A 19,227-nucleotide genomic window follows, 5' to 3' on the forward strand; every position below is an offset into this window, starting at 1 on the left:
CTCGGTGCACGTCGCAGGGGAGGCGGCGTGGAACCAGGGGGACGAACGTGCTGCGAGTGCACTTCACCGCGCAGGATCTGGCGCGTACGCGTGTGGCCGAAGGGGCCGACCCGTTATGGGAGACGGTGCTGAGCCTGCATGCCCTACGGGAGAGCCGGACCGAACCGGCGCTGGCCGCCTGGCGGCACCATGCCGTACGGCACGGTCCGGGGCCGCTGCGGACCTTGCTGCCGCTGGTGCCGCGGCACGGCTACTTCCCGGACTTCCTCACCCCGTTCGCGGGGCTGGACGGGGTCGAGCCGGGGCTGGAGGCCGTGATGAGCACCCCGCGGGAGCGGCTGCGGTCCGAGCTGGTGCTGCTGTCGGGGCACCGGGCGCTGCCGGGCTGGGCGCGCGGGATCGCGGACGGGGAGCCGGCCGCGCTGCGCCATCTCGCGCGCAGTCTGCGGACGTACCACCACCGGGCGGTGGCGCCGAGCTGGCCGCGGATCGCCGAACGGGTCGGCGCGGACCGGGCGTTGCGCAGGCATGCGCTGGCGCAGTCCGGGGCGGAGGCGATGCTGCGGACCTTCGGGCCGGTGATGCGCTGGCGGCCGCCGGTGCTGGAGGCCGGCTATCCGGTGGAGCGGGACCTGTTCCTGGAAGGGCGGGGGCTGGTCTTTGTCCCGTCGTATTTCTGCCGCGATGTGCCGGTGGCGCTGGTGGACGAGGCGCTGCCGCCGGTGCTCGTGTATCCGGCGAAGGAGCGGGAGAGCGGGCATGCCGAAGGGCCCCGCCCCCGGGGATACGGGGGCGAGGCCCTTCGGGAGGTGCCGGCGCTGCTGGGCGGCCGGGTCGGGACCCGGATCGCCGCAGGGCTCAGAAGCGGCGGGTGATCAGCGCCCGCTTGACTTCCTGGATGGCCTTGGTGACCTCGATACCGCGCGGGCAGGCGTCCGTGCAGTTGAAGGTCGTCCGGCAGCGCCAGACGCCGTCCTTGTCGTTGAGGATCTCCAGGCGCTGCTCGCCGCCCTCGTCACGCGAGTCGAAGATGAAGCGGTGCGCGTTGACGATCGCCGCCGGGCCGAAGTACTGGCCGTCGTTCCAGAACACCGGGCAGGAGCTGGTGCAGGCGGCGCAGAGGATGCACTTCGTCGTGTCGTCGAAGCGCTCGCGGTCCTCGGCGGACTGCCGGCGCTCACGGGTCGGCTCGTTGCCGGTCGTGATCAGGAACGGCATCACATCGCGGTACGCCTGGAAGAAGGGCTCCATGTCGACGACAAGGTCCTTCAGCACCGTGAGGCCCTTGATGGCCTCGACGGTGATCGGCTTCTCCGGGTTGATGTCCTTGATCAGCGTCTTGCAGGCGAGACGGTTGCGGCCGTTGATGCGCATGGCGTCGGAGCCGCAGATGCCGTGGGCGCAGGAACGACGGAAGGTCAGCGACCCGTCCAGCTCCCACTTGATCTTGTGGAGAGCGTCCAGGACGCGCTCCTTGGGGTCGATCTCCAGCTGGAAGTCCTCCCAGCTGGCGTCCTCCGAGACCTCCGGGTTGAACCGGCGGATCCGGAAGGTGACCGTGATCAGATGCGAAGCGCCGTCCTCGGCCGCGTCCAGTGCCGCGGAGTGCTCATCGAGAGTCGGGGTGCTCATCAGTACTTACGCTCCATCGGCTGGTAGCGGGTCTGCACGACCGGCTTGTAGTCGAGGCGGATCGACTCGACGCCGTCTGCGCCCACCTCGCGGTACGCCATGGTGTGCCGCATGAAGTTGACGTCGTCGCGGTTGGGGTAGTCCTCGCGGTAGTGACCGCCGCGGGACTCCTTGCGGGCCAGCGCGGACACCGCCATGACCTCGGCCAGGTCGAGGAGGTTGCCCAGCTCGATGGCCTCCAGCAGGTCGGTGTTGAACCGCTTGCCCTTGTCCTGGATGGACACGTTCAGGTAGCGCTCGCGCAGCTCGCCGATCTTCTCGACCGCGGACTTGATCGTCTGCTCGGTGCGGAACACCATCACATTGGCGTCCATGGTCTCCTGGAGCTCCTTGCGGATCTCGGTGACCCGCTCGCTGCCCGTGGAGTTGCGCAGCCGCTCGACCTGGTCGGCGACCTTCTGCGCCGGGTCCTCGGGCAGCTCGACGTACTCGGCCGTGGCCGAGTACTCCGCCGCCGAGATACCGGCCCGGCGCCCGAAGACGTTGATGTCCAGCAGCGAGTTCGTGCCCAGGCGGTTGGCGCCGTGCACGGAGACACAGGCCACCTCGCCCGCGGCGTACAGGCCCGGCACGACGGTGGTGTTGTCGGCCAGCACCTCACCCTCGACGTTCGTCGGGATGCCGCCCATGGCGTAGTGCGCGGTCGGCTGGATCGGGATCGGGTCCGTGTAGGGCTCGATACCGAGGTAGGTCCGCGCGAACTCGGTGATGTCCGGGAGCTTGGCGTCCAGCTGCTCCGGCGGCAGGTGGGTCAGGTCCAGGTAGACGTGGTCGCCCTCGGGACCGCAGCCGCGGCCCTCGCGGATCTCCGTGTAGATGGAGCGCGAGACGACGTCACGCGAGGCGAGGTCCTTCATGACGGGCGCGTACTTCTCCATGAAGCGCTCGCCGTCCTTGTTGCGAAGGATGCCGCCCTCGCCGCGCGCACCCTCGGTCAGGAGGATGCCCATGCGCCAGATGCCCGTCGGGTGGAACTGGAAGAACTCCATGTCCTCCAGCGGCAGCCCGCGGCGGTAGGCCGCGGCCTGGCCGTCACCGGTCAGGGTGTGCGCGTTGGAGGTCACCTTGAAGAACTTGCCGGTGCCGCCGGACGCGAAGATGATCGCCTTCGCCTGGAAGACGTGGATCTCGCCGGTGGCCAGCTCGTACGCGACGACGCCCGCGGACTTCTTGACGCCGTCGACGTCCTGGAGCAGCAGGTCGAGCACGTAGAACTCGTTGAAGAACTCCACGCCCTCCTTGACGCAGTTCTGGTACAGCGTCTGGAGGATCATGTGGCCGGTGCGGTCCGAGGCGTAGCAGGACCGGCGGACCGGGGCCTCACCGTGGTTACGGGAGTGACCGCCGAAGCGGCGCTGGTCGATCGTGCCGTCCGGCGTGCGGTTGAACGGCAGGCCCATCTTCTCCAGGTCGAGGACCGAGTCGATGGCCTCCTTCGCGAGGATCTCGGCGGCGTCCTGGTCGACCAGGTAGTCGCCACCCTTGATCGTGTCGAAGGTGTGCCACTCCCAGTTGTCTTCCTCGACGTTCGCGAGGGCCGCGGCCATACCGCCCTGGGCGGCGCCGGTGTGGGAGCGGGTCGGGTAGAGCTTCGTCAGGACCGCGGTGCGGCTGCGCTTCGTGGACTCGATGGCCGCGCGCATGCCCGCGCCGCCGGCGCCGACGATGACGGTGTCGTACTTGTGGATCTTCATGGTTCCAGTCAGCCCCGGCTTCAGGAGATGTTCGGGTCGAAGGTGAAGATCACCAGCGTGCCCAGAAGGACGGTGAACACCGTCGCGGTGTACAGCAGCATCTTCAGCCAGAAGCGGGTGTTGTCCCGCTGTGCGTAGTCGTTGATGACCGTACGCAGGCCGTTGGCGCCGTGCAGCATGGCCAGCCAGAGCATCAGCAGGTCCCAGACCTGCCAGAACGGCGAGGCCCAGCGGCCGGCCACGAAGGCGAAGCCGATCTTGGAGACGCCGCCGTCGAGGACCAGCTGGATCAGCAGGTGGCCCAGGACCAGGACGACCAGGACGATGCCGGACAGCCGCATGAACAGCCAGGCCTGCATCTCGAAGTTGCCCCGGGACGCGCTTCCGGTCTTCTTCGTGCGCTTGCGCGGCGCCTCGATGACCGGAGCGGGGTTGTCCACGTCGTAGAGCGAGACGCCGTCGGTCGCGGTGGCACCTGCGGAGGTGGTTTCAGCAGACATCTGGCGTCAGCTCCCGAACAGCGTGCGCAGGGTGTGCTGCAGCACGGGGTAGAAGGCACCGGCCATCAGCACGACCCAGACACCGACGACGGTCCACAGCATCTGCTTCTGGTACTTCGGGCCCTTGGCCCAGAAGTCCACGGCGATGACACGCAGGCCGTTGAGCGCGTGGAAGAGGATGGCGGCCACCAGGCCGTACTCCATCACGTTGACGATCGGCGTCTTGTAGGTCGCTACGACGTCGTCATACGCCTCGGGGGAGACGCGGACGAGTGCGGTGTCGAGGACGTGAACGAACAGGAAGAAGAAGATGAGGACGCCAGTGACTCGATGAGCCACCCAGGACCACATGCCTTCCCGGCCGCGGTACAGCGTTCCAGCCGGCACGGAAGAACCCTCCGGGAGCGGGGATTAGGGCCGCGCCGGCTTCTGTGTCGGTCGGGCCCGGCCGGGTACGGTCCACCGGCCGCTCGTCATCGTATCGACGAGTTGTCGGTTCCTCGCGCCGGGGTCCTTAGGTGTGATCAAACAGGCACCAACGGGCTATCACACAAGCACGAACCGTAAGGTTCCCGGCCACAAGCCGCGATCCGTCACGGGCCGGAGGCGGTGAGCCGGGCCAGCCGCCCGCGGGTCAGCCGGCGCAGTTCGTCCGCGGCGACCGCCCGCTCCTCGTCCGGCTCGTTGCCCAGCCGGGTGCGGATCCCCGACAGCACCTGGTCGAGCAGCTCATCGTCGCGGTAGCCGTCCAGGCAGATGACGAAGACATGGCGAAAGCGCCGCTCGTACTCGGCGTGCGCGGCGCGCAGTGCGGTGTGGGCGGCCAGCGTGCCGGGGCCACGGGCGCCGACCAGCGGCTGCGGTGAGAGCGACTCCTCGGCGAGCGCCTCGTCCAGCTCGGCCGCCGTCAGGTCGTAACAGGCCTCGTCGGCCGCGGCGAGGAGGGACTCCGGATCCGGATACGGGCGGTGCGCGGCGACCCGCTCGGCCCAGCGGCGGCTGCCGCAGCAGCTCAGGAGCGTGGCCAGGGCGTCCTCGCGGGGCAGGGTGTTGAAGCGGAGGAGCCCGATGCCCTCGGTGCGGGGGTGCGGCAGCGCTGCGCCGCCGACCCGTGAAGATATGCCGCGCCGCGCGGGCTGCGGCGGGCGCAGCGTCGTCGGCCGGGCGGCCGGGATGTCACCGGACAGCGTGGGCCTCCTCGGACGGATGCGAATAGGTCGGTTCGACAGGTGCGGGACGGGTGACTGAAGGAAGCTGGGGGAGGAGCGGACCGAAGCCGGGATGCGTACCAAGCGGCGGCGGGTAGGGCGGTGGTGCGTGTGCGACGTCCCCCCGGCGGTATCCGGCGGACCCGGGAGAGCCCTGTGAAGGGGGTGACGAACGGCGACGCCACGCTAACGACGCTTGGCGACCACTGTCCGACGGATGCGCGAATTTCACCCGGATGGGAGAGCTTTCGCGCGTTCCATGGACGACCCGCTCCGCACACCTGGCAATGCCTTCGCCCCGAAAAGTGAGGATTGCACGATGTCGAACCCGATGCGGCCGCCGCGCGCCCCGCGGCCCTCGGCCTCCCTGCGCCCCGCGACGACGCCGACGAGGCGCACGGGCCCGGCGGCCCGGTCCGCGCTTCCGGCCGCGGCGCTCACCGCCGCCCTGCTGCTCGCCGGCTGCTCCGGCACCGCGGACACCGAGCCGCCCGGGAGCACCAGCGCCAAGGTCAACCCCACCTCCGCCCGGGCCACCCCGACCTGGGCGCCGGTGACCGGGACGCCGCAGGTCATCCCCGCCGTCCGGGACTTCCGCCGGGCCGACGGCCGGGGCTGGCGGCCCTCCAAGGGGGCCCGGGTGGTCGTACCGGCCGGTGAGAAGAGCAATGTCGCCGACGAGGCCCAGCGGATGGCCCGGGACCTCGGGCTGACCGTCGTCTACGGCGACCAGACCGTGCAGCCGGGCGACATCGAAGTGAAGATCACGGGCAAGAGCGGTGCGCAGGCGAACAATGTGCCCGTCCAGGGCGCCGCCGACGAGGCCTACACCCTCACCGCCGACGGCACCCGGCTCACTCTCACGGCCCCCACCGACGCCGGAATTTTCTACGGCACCCGCACCGTCAAACAGGCCGTCCGCGCGGCCGGTGGCCTTCCCGAGGGCACCATCCAGGACCGGCCGGGCCGTCCGCAGCGCGGCATGTCACTGGACAACGCCCGCAAGCCGTACACCCAGGACTGGATCGAGGCCCGGATCCGGGAGATCGCCGATCTCAAGCTCAACCAGTTCCAGCTGCACTTCTCCGACGACCAGGGCTTCCGCATCCAGAGCGACACCCACCCCGAGATCGTCTCCGCCGACCATCTCACCAAGGCCCAGATCCGCCAGATCGTCGCGCTCGCCGGCAGCCTGCACATCTCCGTCGTCCCGGAACTCGACTCGCCCGGCCACCTGGGCGCCGTGCTGGAGCACCACCCCGACCTGCTGCTGCATCGCGCATCGGGCAGCGTGGTCCCCGGTTCGATCGATATCTCCAACCCCAAGGCGGCCCCGCTGATCGACTCGCTGCTGAAGGAAATGAGCGAGCTGTTCACCAACCCGGAGGGCGCGCCCGCCTACTGGCACCTGGGCGGTGATGAGTACCAGGCCCTGCTGTCGTCCACCCCGTCGACCACATATCCGCAGCTCACCCGGGCCGCGCGGCAGAAGTACGGGCCCAACGGCACCCTCAAGGACCTGACGACCGGCTGGCTCAACGGCCGGCAGAAGACCGTGGAGGCGAAGGGCAAGAACCGGATCGAGGCCTGGAACGACGGCTTCTTCTCCAGCCCGCGGGTGTCCCCGGACAAGAACCGGATGGTCGACTACTGGACCGGCAAGGAGGGCGGACACCGCGACCCCTCGTCCTTCCTGCGCGAGGGCCGCAACGTCATGAACTTCAACGACGAGTACCTCTACTACGTCCTCGGCGAGCCCAACCAGTTCGTCTACCCGACCGGCCAGCGGATCTACGAGAGCTGGACCCCGCTGGTGATCCGCGGTACCCAGCCGGTGTCGGTGCCCGCGAGCATGACCGGCCCGGACCGGATTCCCGGCGCGCGCTTCGCGATCTGGAGCGACCGGGCGCAGGCGCAGACCCAGGCACAGGTGGCCGCCGGAATCCGGCTGCCGCTGGCGGCACTGGCACAGAAGACCTGGGACCCGCGGACGCCCGCCCTGTCCTGGACGGGCTTCAAGGCGCTGGCCGACCGGGTGTGAGCACGCCGACCCGGTAAGAAAAGGGTGAGAGAACGAGGACGGCCGCTGTTGGTCACGCGTTGGCCACGTGCCAACCGTCGGGCTGGCCTTTGCGGGCTGTCGCGCCAGAAGTGGATATCTAGCTGGTGCGACAGCCCGCATGGAGGCCGAGGAGTACGGCATGCAGGACGGGGGCAGTGATAAGCGCCGTCAACGCCCCGGCGAGGTCGCGAGGCCAGAACAGGTCCGGACCGCGGCAGTGACTGCCGTGGTGAAAAGCGCCGTCGCCACATCAGCGCTCGTAATTCCGATGGCAAACTCCGCGACGGCTGCAACGCCTTCGATCCACGTGAGCGAGGTCGCTGTCAACAGCGTCGACGCAACGTGCAAGTACCACAGTCGCAATTACGTCGTGTGGAACTACTGCCGGGGAGAGGTTCCGTACCATCATCAGCACTCCTGCCGGTAACAATGACCTTCTCACTGCATACAGGGGCACTCCGTATGACGGCCCAAACGCCAGCTGAGCAGGCTCTGGCCTGTTCTTACACCACCGGTGATGGGGAAGTCAGGTTCAATGTCACTGAACTTTCGGTCGATCATCGACCGGACCGAAGCGTGACCTTGACGTACTGGCTCACTGTGGAAAGGCAAGGGTTCAAGGAAGAGCATTGGGAATTCGCTCTTCCTTGGGACGACAAGTCCTTTCTGGATGTGCTCACCTCGCCCTCCCCGGACCCCGAACGACTTCAGCAACTTGTGCACATCGTGCGTACATTGCTGGAGGAATGGTGGGACACTAAGGGGCATAATCGGAAGTCGGCGAAGATGGGACGCCAACGTCCCTGAGTCGCCGAAGTTCTATCGGCCCGGTCGCGGCACCTTCCTGTCCATGGGGGGTCCCGCGACCGGGTCATCTCATTTTGGGGAGGCGGCTCTGCCTGTTCGTCGCGCGGTGAACGCTCATATGCCACAGAATGTGTCGCAATTGGCGGTTCCAGGGCTCGCAGGGTGACGACTGGATCCCGTCGCCTCCGCCGCTCTGACCAGCTCTGCGTGGCTCAGGCGGTTGGTTACGCGTTGGCCACGTTGGTCACCGACTCCGCGCAACGTCCCAGGTCGGAGCGCTAGGAGCGAAAGGACGGCCGGGGCCGCCACCCCCCACAGGAGAGGCCCCGGCCGTCGTTCGCGAAGGGCCGCTGACGGCCCCCTATTCGATACAGCGCCAGACGGCGCGAAAGCGTCACACGGGGTACGGGCAGGGGTACGGCCAGTGGTCTGGACGCGGGCCCGGACAGGCCCGTAACGTGCGGATCCGCGCTGGTAGGCGCACTGTTCGGGCCGCTTTCCGCGGCCCGGGAAGCCGTCCTCTCCGGGAGTGCCCGATGGATCCGTGCACGCAGGTCGCCGGGGCACCGGCGAAGCCGTGCGCGCCCGCGTTCCCGGCCCCGCCGGAGCGGACGGTGCGCCCCTCCCGGGTGCGGAGCGCGGCGGCGCACGCGTTACGGTCAGCAGGAACAACCGGGTTACCGGGGGTTTCCGGCCGACCGTGGCCGACGGCAGGCGACAGCCGGCACAGCTCCGGCGCCCAGGCGGAGCCGGGCCGGTGACGTGGCCGGGTAAGCGAGAAAGCAGCAAGGACCGGGCGGCGGACATTCCGCGTGCGACAGGATGGACCCGTGCGAGGGGACGACATTCAGCCGGACGACCGTCGGCTGACGGTGGCCGTGCAGGCGGCGCAGGACGGCGACGAGGCGGCGTTCCGTACCGTCTACCGCGCCGTACATCCCCGGCTTCTGGGATATGTACGGACCTTGGTGGGCGAACCGGACGTAGAGGACGTCACCTCCGAAGCCTGGCTCCAGATCACCCGTGACCTCGCCCGCTTCAGCGGCGACGCCGACCGCTTCCGCGGCTGGGCCGCCCGTATCGCCCGCAACCGCGCCCTCGACCACATCCGGATGCGCGGCCGCCGCCCCGCGATCGGCGGCGACGAGAGCGAACTCGCCGACACCCCCGGCGCGTCCGACACCGCCGGCGAGGCACTCGAAGCCCTGGGCACCGGCCGCACCATGCGGCTGATATCCCGGCTGCCGCAGGACCAGGCCGAGGCCGTGGTGCTCCGGGTGGTGGTCGGGCTCGACGCCAAGAGCGCCGCGGAGGTGCTCGGTAAACGGGCCGGGGCGGTACGCACCGCCGCACACCGCGGACTGCGACGGCTCGCCGAACTCCTCGGCGAGGAACCGGGCGGCGGCCGGGACACCCGGCAGGACAGCGGTCAGGACGGCGGCGAAGGCGGCGCCGGCCAGCAGGAAGACGCCCCCACCGGCCGGCCCGCGGCGGGCCCGCGCCGAGGTGGTGGAACGGTGAGTGGGGTGCCCGTACAGGGCAGAAGGCGCCGCGACGGCATGGCGGAATCGTACGTACCAGGTGTGACGGAAACGGCCGCACGAACGCAGAAGGACATGTGATGGCCGACGACCGGTACAACTGGCTCGACAAGGACACCGCGGAGCGATTGCTGCGCGGTGAACAGGTCAGTGCCCGGCACGGTGACGACGCAGGCGAACTCGAACAGCTCCTCAAGGCCGCCGCCGCGGTCGGTGCCAAGACGCCCGGCACCGCCGAACTCCCCGGCGAAGAGGCCGCCGTCGCCGCGTTCCGGCAGGCCGCCCGCCGCGGCGCCCACCACCGCGCCGCCGCCGAACCGCTCCCGAACGGCCGCACCGCCCGCGCCACCGGCTCCGTCGAACGCACCCGCCTCGGCCGCCCCTTCCGGCGCGGCTTCGCCGTGGCCCTCGCCGCCTGCGCCATCGGCGGCGTCGCCGTCGGAGCCGGCACCGGCGTGCTGCCCAGCCCCTTCCGCGGCGCCGAACCCGACCCGGCCTCCAGCGTCTCCGCCGCCAAGAGCCCCGGGCCGCTCGACACCCGCCACCCCGGCGCCCAGACCGACGGCACCACGGGGCACACCCCCGACCCCACCCCCGGCGGCAAGTCCGCCGGACCCACCGACACCCCCGCACCCGGCAGCAGTTCCGGCGCCACCAAGCAGCCCGGCCGCGGCACCCCCGGCGGCGGCACCGGACGCGACGAGAGACCCGGCCACAAGAGCACCGGGCTTCCCGGCAGCGGCGACCGGAAGAACGTGCTGCTCGCCGTCTGCCAGGCCTATGAGTCCGGCAAACGGGACGGCATGGACCGCGACACGCTGCGCCGCCTCGAACGCCAGGCCGGCGGCGCCGACAAGGTGCACCTCTTCTGCCGCACCTACCTGGCGCGCTACCAGAACGGCGGCAGCTCCGGCGGCTCCGGCAGCGACGACGGCTTCGGCGGCGGCACCGGACAGAGCGGCGGCTCGGGCAGCGACGAGGACGACGACGCCCACCCCTCGCAGACACCCGGCAGCACCCCCGGCTCCGGCACGTCCACCCCGGCCCCGGCGCCCTCGGCGACCACCACGGACCCCGGTGACGCCGTCCCGAGTGACACCGCCACCCCGTAGGTGTGACGTTTTTTGAACCGGTGACGCAGTACTGAATGAGCCGACTGGTCATCGGCTGCGCGAAGAGCCGGGGTTCCCCCCGTACCCACGGCTCAGCGCAACTGGCGCGGGCGGGGCACGTTCCCCCGGCCCTGCCCGCGCCGCTCCCTCTTCTTTGCGCCTAAGCCGGCGCCCTCTTTTGCGCCTAAGCCGGCGCCGCTCTCGCGGATGTGGTTGCGCGGGGTGGGGGTGGAGCAATTTTCGCTTCGGTCAGAGAATGCTGCCGCTTCTCCTGGCAGGGTTTCGGCTAGTGGTAGATGACCACCTTGGTGCCCGGGTGCACCGTCTGGAACAGGGGGGCCAGGGCTTTCTTGTTGCGGACGTTGACGCAGCCGTGGGAGGCGCCGCGGTAGCCGTGGGCGGCGAAATCCGCGGAGTAGTGGACGGCCTGGCCGCCGCTGAAGAACATCGCGTAGGGCATGGCCGTGTGGTAGAGCGTCGAGATGTGATGGCGGCTCTTGAAGGTGATGTGGAAGGTGCCCTCGCGGGTGGGGGTGTACTGCGAGCCGAAGCGGACATCCATCGCCGAGACGACCCGGCCGTCGACCACCCAGGCGAGCGTGTTGCTCCGCTTGCTGATGCAGATCACCCTGCCCCTCATACAGCGCGGATCGGGGACGCCGATCGGCTGTGCCGTGGGCGGGCGGAGCTGTGTCCGTGACGGCCGGTGGGTCTGTTGGCGCAGGGCGCGCCAGGCCGCGGGCTGCACGGTGCCCGTACGGGGCAGGCCCTGCCGCCGCTGGAAGGCGCGGACCGCGGTGGTGGTGACCGAGCCGTAATAGCCCGTCGGGGTGCGGCCGAACAGGCCCAGCTGGGCCAGCCGCGCCTGGAGTTCGCGGACCTGCGCACCGCGCGAGCCCGGTGCCATCAGCGGTCTGGGGGTTGTTGCGGGGTGCGGGGTGCGGGCGGGGCGCGGCTTGGTGGCGTGCCGGGCGGGGGCGGGTGGCGTGTGACGGCCTAGGGGTGGGGGAGCGGGAGTGGTGGGGGCGTAGCGGACGCCCTTGCTGTCCGGGGAACCGGCCCCGGTGATCGTCACCGGGCGGCAGCCCACCGCGAACGCCGCCACCACCAGCACCGCGGCCACCGCCGGCGCCGTACGTCTTCCCCTGCTCCGCTGCATGCGCAACCCCCGGATCTCGGCGGCCCGACCGGCCATCGGTGACTCTTCCCAGTGCTGCGCGGCGGCGAACCTGCGGGCATGCTGTGAGCAAGGCGTAAACCCGGACGAACCGGTCACCCACTGGGAGGCGTACCCCCATGGCGCACGAGTCGGGCAGTGTGCGGCACAACGAGAGCGGTCTGCCCATCGAGCCTGTGTACGGGCCGTCGGCGCTGGACGGCTGGGACCCGGAGCGCCGGCTCGGCGCGCCCGGCGCCTACCCCTTCACCCGGGGGGTCTATCCGTCGATGTACACCGGGCGGCCCTGGACGATGCGGCAGTACGCCGGCTTCGGCACCGCGCGCGAATCCAACGCCCGCTACCGGCAGCTGATCGCCCACGGCACGACGGGGCTGTCGGTCGCCTTCGACCTGCCGACGCAGATGGGGCACGACTCGGACACCCCGATCGCCTCCGGAGAGGTCGGCAAGGTCGGGGTGGCCATCGACTCCGTCGAGGACATGCGGGTGCTGCTCGGCGGCATCCCGCTGGACAAGGTGTCGACGTCGATGACGATCAATGCCCCCGCCGCGCTGCTGCTGCTCCTCTACCAACTGGTGGGGGAGGAGGAAGGGGTGGCGGCCGGTCAGCTGAACGGGACCATCCAGAACGATGTGCTCAAGGAGTACATCGCACGGGGCACCTATATCTTCCCGCCGCAGCCGTCCCTGCGGCTGACCGCGGACATCTTCCAGTACTGCCGGGCCGAGATCCCCCGGTGGAACACCATCTCCATCTCCGGCTACCACATGGCCGAGGCGGGTGCCTCGCCCGCGCAGGAGATCGCCTTCACCCTCGCCAACGGCATCGCCTATGTACGCACGGCCGTTGCCGCCGGCATGGACGTGGACGACTTCGCGCCCCGGCTGTCGTTCTTCTTCGTCTCGCGCACCACGCTGCTCGAAGAGGTCGCCAAGTTCCGTGCCGCGCGCCGGATCTGGGCCCGGGTGATGCGGGAGGAGTTCGGGGCCACGAACCCCAAGTCGATGATGCTGCGCTTCCACACCCAGACCGCGGGCGTGCAGCTCACCGCCCAGCAGCCGGAGGTGAACCTCGCCCGGGTCACCGTCCAGGGGCTCGCCGCCGTGCTCGGCGGCACCCAGTCGCTGCACACCAACTCCTTCGACGAGGCCATCGCGCTGCCCACGGACAAGTCGGCCCGGCTCGCGCTGCGGACCCAGCAGGTGCTCGCGTACGAGACCGATGTGACCGCCACCGTCGACCCGTTCGCCGGGTCCTACGCCGTCGAGTCGATGACCGACGACGTGGAGGAGGCCGCCGTGGCGCTGATGCGGCGGGTGGAGGACATGGGCGGCGCGGTGGCCGCCATCGAGCGGGGCTTCCAGAAGGACGAGATCGAGCGCAACGCCTACCGCATCGCACAGGAGACGGATGCCGGCGAGCGCGTCGTGGTCGGCGTCAACCGCTTCCAGCTGGACGAGGAGGAGCCCTACGAGCCGCTGCGCGTCGACCCCGCCATCGAGGCCCAGCAGGTCGAACGCCTCGCCACTCTGCGGGCCCGCCGCAACCAGCGCACGGTCTCCGCGACCCTCGGCGATCTCCGCAAGGCCGCCGAGGGCACCGACAACGTCCTCTACCCCATGCGCGAGGCCCTGCGCGCCCGGGCAACGGTCGGGGAGGTGTGCGAGGCGCTGCGGGGGGTGTGGGGGACTTATGTGCCGACGGATGCGTTCTGAGGGGAGAGTTGGGGCTGATGGCGGGTGGGGTGGAAAAGCGTTGCCGACGGGCGGGCCGGGTGGCCGGGGCGGGAGCTTGTGACCGGCGAGCCCACCTGCGTCACACTGGTCCTATGTCGTCACCCCGCCGCGCGTGCCCCATCTGCACCCGAGAGATCGCCGTTGTCGGCGGCCGCTTCGCCCGCCATGACCCGCCCGGGAGGCGGACGGTGCTGGAACTGATCTCCTGCCCGGGGTCGCGCAGGATGGCGCCGATGATGGCGCCCGCGGAGAAGCTGTTCGACCCGGAGGAGCCGCCGATCCCGGGGCAGCAGCCGTTGTTCTGAGGCGCGCGGCGGGCGCACGGCCGATGGCGGTGCGGGGACGTGGACGCGGCGCCGCTGCTACGTCGTCTGCCCGGCGACCAACTACGGTGCCAGGACGTCCAGTTCGGCCATCGCACCCGCGGTGATCTCGCGGGTCAGGGATTCCGCCCGTGCCGCGTCGCCGGTTCGTACGGCCTCTGCGACCTGCACATGGAGGGTGACCGCGGCGGGGTCGGGGTCGGTGAACATCACATGGTGCTGGGTGCGGCCGGTCAGGACGGCGGCGACCACATCGCCGAGGCGGGCGAACATCTCGTTGCCGGAGGCGGTCAGGACGACGCGGTGGAAGGCCGTGTCGTGGACGAGGTAGGCGTCGAGCTGCTGGCCGCGTGAGGTGGCGACCATGCCCATGGCCTGCTCGGTGAGTTCGGCGCACTGCTGGGGGGTGGCGTGCCGGGCGGCCAGGCCCGCGGCGACCGGTTCGATCGCCGAGCGCAGCACGGTGAGGGAGCGCAGCTGGCGGGGGCGGTCCCGGCCGGCCAGCCGCCAGCCGATCACCCGCGGGTCGTAGACGTTCCACTCCTCGGTGGGGCGGACGGTCACCCCCACCCGGCGCCGGGAGGCGACCAGTTGCATGGATTCCAGTACCCGGATCGCCTCGCGGATGACCGTGCGTGAGACGTCGAAGCGCTGCTCCAGCTCGTCCGTGCGCAGGATCGTGCCCGGAGGGTAGTCGCCCGCGGTGATCGCGGGACCGAGGGACTCCAGCACGCGGGCGTGCAGTCCCTTCCCCTCGTTTTCCATGGGGCAAGCCTACGTTCCCGGGCTCGGCGAATTAAGTATGACGTTTGCATCACAGGCTCTTGAATACGTCGTACCTAATGGGTTTCAGTGGGGGCCGCACGAGGTCGATGAAGACAGCGAGGTACCACGGGATGAGCACCCCCGACGTGATCGTCGTGATGGGCGTGGCCGGCACCGGCAAGACCACGATCGGCCCGCTGGTCGCCGACGCACTGGGCGTCCCGTACGCCGAGGGTGACGACTTCCACCCGCCGGCCAACATCGCCAAGATGTCGGCCGGCCGCCCGCTGGACGACGCCGACCGGGGTCCCTGGCTGGACGCCATAGGAGCCTGGGCGCGCGAACGGGCCGGGCGCGGCGGGGTGGTCAGCAGCTCCGCGCTCAAGCGCGTCTATCGGGACCGGCTGCGTGCCGCCGCCCCCGGCCTCGTCTTTCTGCACCTCACCGGCGAGCGCGCGCTGATCGAGGAGCGGATGGCCGGGCGCACGGGCCACTTCATGCCGGCCGCGCTGCTGGACTCCCAGTTCGCCACGCTCGAACCGCTCGGGCCCGACGAGGCCGGTGTCCTCGTCGAGGTGTCCGGCTCCCCGCAGGAGATCGCCGGGCGGGCGGTGGCTGCACTGCGCGCGAGGGACGCGGCGGACGACTAGGACGCCCCCTCACCCCAACTCCCCCCCCCACAGGTAACGCAGCACCCCCTTCCCCCTCCGTCGAACCAAGGGAATCGCCGTGACACATCTCAGCGTCGAGATGCTCGCAGCGGACGCGGCCGAGCCGATCACCACGGCCGGTCACGCGCAGCTGGGCATCGCCGTCCTGGCCGGTATCGCCGTCATCGTTCTGCTCATCACCAAGTTCAAGCTGCATGCCTTTCTGTCGCTGATCATCGGCTCGCTGGTGCTCGGCGCGGTGGCCGGTGCACCGCTCGACAAGACCGTCACCAGCTTCTCGGCGGGTCTGGGCACGACGGTCGCGGGCACCGGCGTACTGATCGCGCTCGGTGCGGTGCTGGGGCGGCTGCTCGCTGACTCCGGCGGTGCGGACCAGGTCGTCGACACGATCCTGGCGAAATTTGGAGGAGCAGGGCCGCAGGCCCTTCCGGCGAAGGGTGGTGGCGGGCGACGGGCGGGCCGGAAGGCGATGCCCTGGGCGATGGTGCTGATCGCCGGGATCGTCGGGCTGCCGATCTTCTTCGAGGTCGGCATCGTGCTGCTGATCCCGGTGGTGCTGCTGGTCGCCAAGCGCGGCAACTTCTCGCTGATGCGGATCGGCATCCCGGCGCTGGCCGGACTGTCCGTCATGCACGGGCTGATACCCCCGCACCCCGGGCCGCTCGTGGCGATCGACGCGGTCGGCGCGAACCTCGGGGTGACGCTCGCGCTCGGTGTGGTCGTCGCCATTCCGACCGCGATCATCGCCGGTCCGGTCTTCTCCCGATACGCGGCCCGCTGGGTCGACATCCAGCCGCCGGAGAACCTGGTGCCCGAGCGCGCCTCCGACGACCTGGCGAAGCGGCCCGGCTTCGGGATCACCGTCGCGACCGTGCTGCTGCCGGTGGTGATGATGCTCGCCAAGGCTCTGGTGGACATCGTCGTCGACAACCCCGAGCATCATGTTCAGAAGGTCTTCGACGTCATCGGCTCGCCGCTGATCGCCCTGCTCACCGCCGTCATCGTCGCGATGTTCACGCTCGGCCGGGCGGCCGGATTCACCCGGGGCCGGATCGCCGCCACCGTCGAGAAGTCGCTGGGCCCGATCGCCGGGGTGCTGCTGATCGTCGGTGCGGGCGGCGGCTTCAAGCAGACGCTGGTGGATGCCGGTGTCGGCCAGATGATCATGGACGTCTCCCAGGGCTGGCACCTCTCCGCGCTGCTGCTGGCCTGGCTGATCGCGGTCACCATCCGGCTCGCGACCGGCTCCGCGACCGTCGCCACCATCTCCGCCGCCGGGCTGGTCGCCCCGCTCGCCGCGGAGATGAGCACCCCGCACGCCGCGCTGCTGGTGCTGGCCATCGGCTCCGGGTCGCTGTTCTTCAGCCATGTCAACGACGCCGGATTCTGGCTGGTCAAGGAGTACTTCGGGATGGACGTCGGCCAGACGCTGAAGACCTGGTCGGTGATGGAGACGCTGATCTCGGTGGTCGGGATCGTCTGCGTCCTGCTGCTGTCGCTGGTCCTTTAGGGAGTTTCTCTCCTTTAGGGCCCGGTACGTCGGACCGCTGTTCTTTCCGGGCGGATCACCGCCCCGGGCGCCCCACCCCCCACGGGCGCCTGTCCCCGGCACGAGGCCGTACGAGCGGAGATCCGCTGGTACGGCCTCGTGCGCATGTGGTCAGCCGGCCGGCTGCGGGACGGCGGTGCCGACGCAGGCCGCGAGGGCCGCGGCCACCTGCGCCGTCGCGTCCTCGGCCGGTGCGGCGAGGGCGAGATAGCCGTCGGGGCGGATGAGGAGGACGGCCGGGTCGCTGCCGTAGGCGTCGCGGACATGGCCGTCGGTGTCGAGCAGATCGGGGGCCGGGCCGCCGACGCGGACGAGGCGCAGCAGTGCCGGATCGGCCGGCAGCGCACTGGTGTCGAGGTCGGTCGCACCGAGGGTGAGCAGGGTGAAGTGCGGGCCCCGGAAGGCGTCGAAGAGCCGGGTGGGGGTGCCGTCGGCCGTGGTGCACGGGGCGTCGGGGGCCCGGTCGCCCGCGTGGGGCACGCCCTCGGGGACGGCCGTGCGCAGCTCCCGGGTCAGCGGGCTGTCGGGGTAGCCGATGTCGAGCTGGTGCAGATCGCGGCCGCGGCGCAGCGAGCCGGAGCGGTGCAGCCGGGTGCTGGTGTCGAGGATGCCCTCGGCGATCGGCCGGCGTTCGGCCTCGTAGCTGTCGAGGAGGGTGTCGGGGGCGCCGTACCGCAGCACCTGGCCGAGCTTCCAGCCGAGGTTGTAGGCGTCCTGGACGCTGGTGTTCAGGCCCTGGCCGCCCGCCGGGGAGTGGATGTGCGCGGCATCGCCGGCCAGGAAGACCCGGCCGTCGCGGTAGGTGTCGGCCAGGCCCGCCTTGGGGCGGTAGAGGGAGGTCCACAGGACCTCGCGGATCTGCCCGGCGTCGAGGTCGGTGTGGGCCGCGAGTTCGGCGCGGACCGCCTCGGGCGAGGTGTCCGTCGTATTGGTCAGCATGAGGGTCTGGAAGTAGTCGGTGCCGGCGAGCGGGAGCAGGGCGACGAACCGGTGGTCCGGCCGGACCCAGCGGTGCCAGTGGTCCCGGTCCAGGCCGTCCACCCGGACATCGGCGAGCACCGCGGCGCCCGGGGGCAGCGACGGTCCGCTCATCCCGATGCCCAGCGCCCGGCGTACGGTGCTGCGCCCGCCGTCGGCGGCGACCAGATAGGCGGCGCGCACGCTGCGCTCCACCCCGCCGGCGCCGCGCAGAGCGGCCGTCACCCCCTCCGCGTCCTGGGTGAACGCGGTGAGTTCGGTGCCGAGGAGCACCGTGCCGCCGAGCTCCCGCAGCCGTGCGTGCAGCACCTCCTGGGTGCGGAACTGCGGCACCATCAGGGCGTTCGAGTACGGCCTGGCGGGTGTCGGGTCGACCCGCTCGATCATCTCGGTCGTCCGGGCGATCCGGCCGTTCTCCCAGAAGCCCACCGTCGGGTAGAGCCCGCCGACCGCGCGGATCGCGTCCAGCACCCCGAGGTCGTCGTAGACCTCCAGGGTGCGCGGCTGCGATCCGGTGCCGCGGGCGCCGGGCGAGAGGCGGTCCTGCCGCTCGACGAGCAGGGCGCGCAGACCGCGCCGGGTGAGGTCGATGGCGAGGGCGAGGCCGGTCGGGCCGGCTCCGGCGATCAGTACGTCGACGGTCGTGGGGAGGTCGCCCGTAACACCGACCGGCTCCTTAACGTTGTTAAGTTCCATGTTTCCGAGGATGGCTTTAACGGTGTTAAGTTGTCAACATGGTTTCGCGCATCGACCGGCGACAGGTTGTCGACACCGCTCTGCGGCTGCTGAACGAGGTCGGCCTCGACGGGCTCACCCTGCGGCGCATCGCCAAGGAGCTGAACGTCCAGGCACCCGCGCTCTACTGGCATTTCAAGAACAAGCAGGAACTGCTCGACGAGATGGCCACCGAGATGTTCCGGCGGATGACCGCGTCGCTGACGGGGGAGGACGAGGCGGCCGGTGCCGGCCGGACCTGGCAGGAGACCCTCCGCGACGCCTGCCGGGGCATGCGCCGCGAACTCCTCGGCTACCGCGACGGCGGCAAGGTCTTCGGCGGCACCCGGATGACCGACACGAGCTTTTCCGGGCCGCTGGAGAATATCCTCGGCCTGCTCACCGGCGCGGGCTTCACGCTGCGACAGGCGGCGCAGGCGTGGTGGACGGTCTACAACTTCACCATGGGCCTGGTGATCGAGGAGCAGTCGGTCCACCCGGACCCCGATGCGCCGCAGCACCGCGATCCGGCCTACGACGCGGAACTGCGCGCGGAGTGGATCGGCGCGGGCTATCCGCTGACGAAGGCGGTCGGCGAGGAGATGTTCGGCGACATCGAGCGGAACTTCGAGGCCGGGCTGCGCCTCATCATCGCCGGAATCGAGGCGACAGCCCGTACGGAACCGCGGAGTTGA

The 19,227-nt window shown here is 70.5% G+C and carries 18 protein-coding genes; 10 read left to right on the top strand and 8 right to left on the bottom strand.

Annotated elements, in window-relative coordinates; genetic code table 11:
• The first annotated feature begins 47 nt into the window (after nt 1-47).
• Nucleotides 48-875, top strand: coding sequence for a hypothetical protein (locus tag QT196_RS25025; RefSeq protein WP_290355736.1), 828 nt, complete (start codon nt 48-50; stop codon nt 873-875).
• Here QT196_RS25025 and QT196_RS25030 read toward each other — a convergent pair.
• The 5 genes from QT196_RS25030 to QT196_RS25050 all read right to left on the bottom strand — a co-directional run bounded on the left by QT196_RS25030 (nt 859) and on the right by QT196_RS25050 (nt 4,956).
• Nucleotides 859-1,632: a succinate dehydrogenase iron-sulfur subunit gene (locus tag QT196_RS25030; protein WP_168481070.1), complete on the bottom strand. Its 774-nt coding sequence runs from the start codon at nt 1,630-1,632 to the stop codon at nt 859-861. The two genes, QT196_RS25025 and QT196_RS25030, sit on opposite strands and share 17 nt — an antisense overlap.
• Nucleotides 1,632-3,386 carry a succinate dehydrogenase flavoprotein subunit gene (gene sdhA / locus QT196_RS25035; RefSeq protein WP_168481071.1) on the bottom strand — a complete coding sequence of 585 codons (1,755 nt, stop codon included), beginning with the start codon at nt 3,384-3,386 and terminating at the stop codon, nt 1,632-1,634. The genes QT196_RS25030 and sdhA overlap by 1 nt, the downstream gene beginning before the upstream one ends.
• A 20-nt stretch (nt 3,387-3,406) precedes the next feature.
• On the bottom strand, nt 3,407-3,886 hold the full coding sequence (locus QT196_RS25040) for a succinate dehydrogenase hydrophobic membrane anchor subunit (RefSeq protein WP_168481072.1): 480 nt from the start codon (nt 3,884-3,886) through the stop codon (nt 3,407-3,409).
• Nucleotides 3,887-3,892: 6 nt separating this feature from the next.
• Entirely contained in the window at nt 3,893-4,273 is a 381-nt protein-coding gene (gene sdhC, locus QT196_RS25045) for a succinate dehydrogenase, cytochrome b556 subunit (protein WP_168481073.1), read from the bottom strand.
• A 206-nt stretch (nt 4,274-4,479) separates the two neighbouring features.
• Nucleotides 4,480-4,956 (bottom strand): 2-oxo-4-hydroxy-4-carboxy-5-ureidoimidazoline decarboxylase, encoded by a 477-nt coding sequence (locus QT196_RS25050; protein ID WP_168483958.1) that lies wholly within the window; start codon nt 4,954-4,956, stop codon nt 4,480-4,482.
• Between the two features lie 457 nt (nt 4,957-5,413).
• Here QT196_RS25050 and QT196_RS25055 point away from each other — a divergent pair, with 457 nt between their 5' ends.
• The 4 genes from QT196_RS25055 to QT196_RS25070 all read left to right on the top strand — a co-directional run bounded on the left by QT196_RS25055 (nt 5,414) and on the right by QT196_RS25070 (nt 10,616).
• On the top strand, nt 5,414-7,135 hold the full coding sequence (locus QT196_RS25055; protein WP_290355737.1) for a glycoside hydrolase family 20 protein: 1,722 nt from the start codon (nt 5,414-5,416) through the stop codon (nt 7,133-7,135).
• A 483-nt stretch (nt 7,136-7,618) separates the two neighbouring features.
• Nucleotides 7,619-7,963: a hypothetical protein gene (locus tag QT196_RS25060; RefSeq protein WP_168481074.1), complete on the top strand. Its 345-nt coding sequence runs from the start codon at nt 7,619-7,621 to the stop codon at nt 7,961-7,963.
• Nucleotides 7,964-8,793: 830 nt separating this feature from the next.
• Nucleotides 8,794-9,585 (top strand): RNA polymerase sigma factor, encoded by a 792-nt coding sequence (locus tag QT196_RS25065; RefSeq protein WP_168481075.1) that lies wholly within the window; start codon nt 8,794-8,796, stop codon nt 9,583-9,585.
• Entirely contained in the window at nt 9,585-10,616 is a 1,032-nt protein-coding gene (locus tag QT196_RS25070; protein ID WP_290355738.1) for a hypothetical protein, read from the top strand. The genes QT196_RS25065 and QT196_RS25070 overlap by 1 nt, the downstream gene beginning before the upstream one ends.
• Nucleotides 10,617-10,902: 286 nt before the next feature.
• On the opposite strand, the gene QT196_RS25075 is transcribed toward QT196_RS25070, so the two are convergent.
• Complete coding sequence (locus tag QT196_RS25075) at nt 10,903-11,739, bottom strand: L,D-transpeptidase family protein (RefSeq protein ID WP_168483960.1); 837 nt, start codon at nt 11,737-11,739, stop codon at nt 10,903-10,905.
• 173 nt (nt 11,740-11,912) lie between these two features.
• On the opposite strand from QT196_RS25075, the gene QT196_RS25080 reads away from it, so the two are divergent.
• Together QT196_RS25080 and QT196_RS25085 are read left to right on the top strand one after the other, a co-directional pair.
• Nucleotides 11,913-13,511, top strand: a complete 1,599-nt coding sequence (locus QT196_RS25080; RefSeq protein WP_168481076.1) for a methylmalonyl-CoA mutase family protein — start codon at nt 11,913-11,915, stop codon at nt 13,509-13,511.
• A gap of 113 nt (nt 13,512-13,624) precedes the next feature.
• Complete coding sequence (locus tag QT196_RS25085) at nt 13,625-13,837, top strand: hypothetical protein (protein ID WP_026169541.1); 213 nt, start codon at nt 13,625-13,627, stop codon at nt 13,835-13,837.
• A gap of 81 nt (nt 13,838-13,918) precedes the next feature.
• On the opposite strand, the gene QT196_RS25090 is transcribed toward QT196_RS25085, so the two are convergent.
• Entirely contained in the window at nt 13,919-14,620 is a 702-nt protein-coding gene (locus QT196_RS25090) for a FadR/GntR family transcriptional regulator (protein ID WP_085924775.1), read from the bottom strand.
• 131 nt (nt 14,621-14,751) lie between these two features.
• Here QT196_RS25090 and QT196_RS25095 point away from each other — a divergent pair, with 131 nt between their 5' ends.
• Nucleotides 14,752-15,270 carry a gluconokinase gene (locus tag QT196_RS25095; RefSeq protein WP_290355739.1) on the top strand — a complete coding sequence of 173 codons (519 nt, stop codon included), beginning with the start codon at nt 14,752-14,754 and terminating at the stop codon, nt 15,268-15,270.
• 79 nt (nt 15,271-15,349) lie between these two features.
• Complete coding sequence (locus tag QT196_RS25100; protein WP_290355740.1) at nt 15,350-16,801, top strand: gluconate:H+ symporter; 1,452 nt, start codon at nt 15,350-15,352, stop codon at nt 16,799-16,801.
• Between the two features lie 150 nt (nt 16,802-16,951).
• Here the strand turns inward: QT196_RS25100 and QT196_RS25105 are convergent, their stop codons facing one another.
• Complete coding sequence (locus QT196_RS25105; protein WP_290355741.1) at nt 16,952-18,514, bottom strand: FAD-dependent monooxygenase; 1,563 nt, start codon at nt 18,512-18,514, stop codon at nt 16,952-16,954.
• Between the two features lie 38 nt (nt 18,515-18,552).
• On the opposite strand from QT196_RS25105, the gene QT196_RS25110 reads away from it, so the two are divergent.
• Nucleotides 18,553-19,227: a TetR/AcrR family transcriptional regulator C-terminal domain-containing protein gene (locus QT196_RS25110; RefSeq protein ID WP_266733899.1), complete on the top strand. Its 675-nt coding sequence runs from the start codon at nt 18,553-18,555 to the stop codon at nt 19,225-19,227.

Source organism: Streptomyces sp. P9-2B-2, assembly GCF_030406865.1.
Classification (GTDB): Bacteria; Actinomycetota; Actinomycetes; order Streptomycetales; family Streptomycetaceae; genus Streptomyces; species Streptomyces platensis.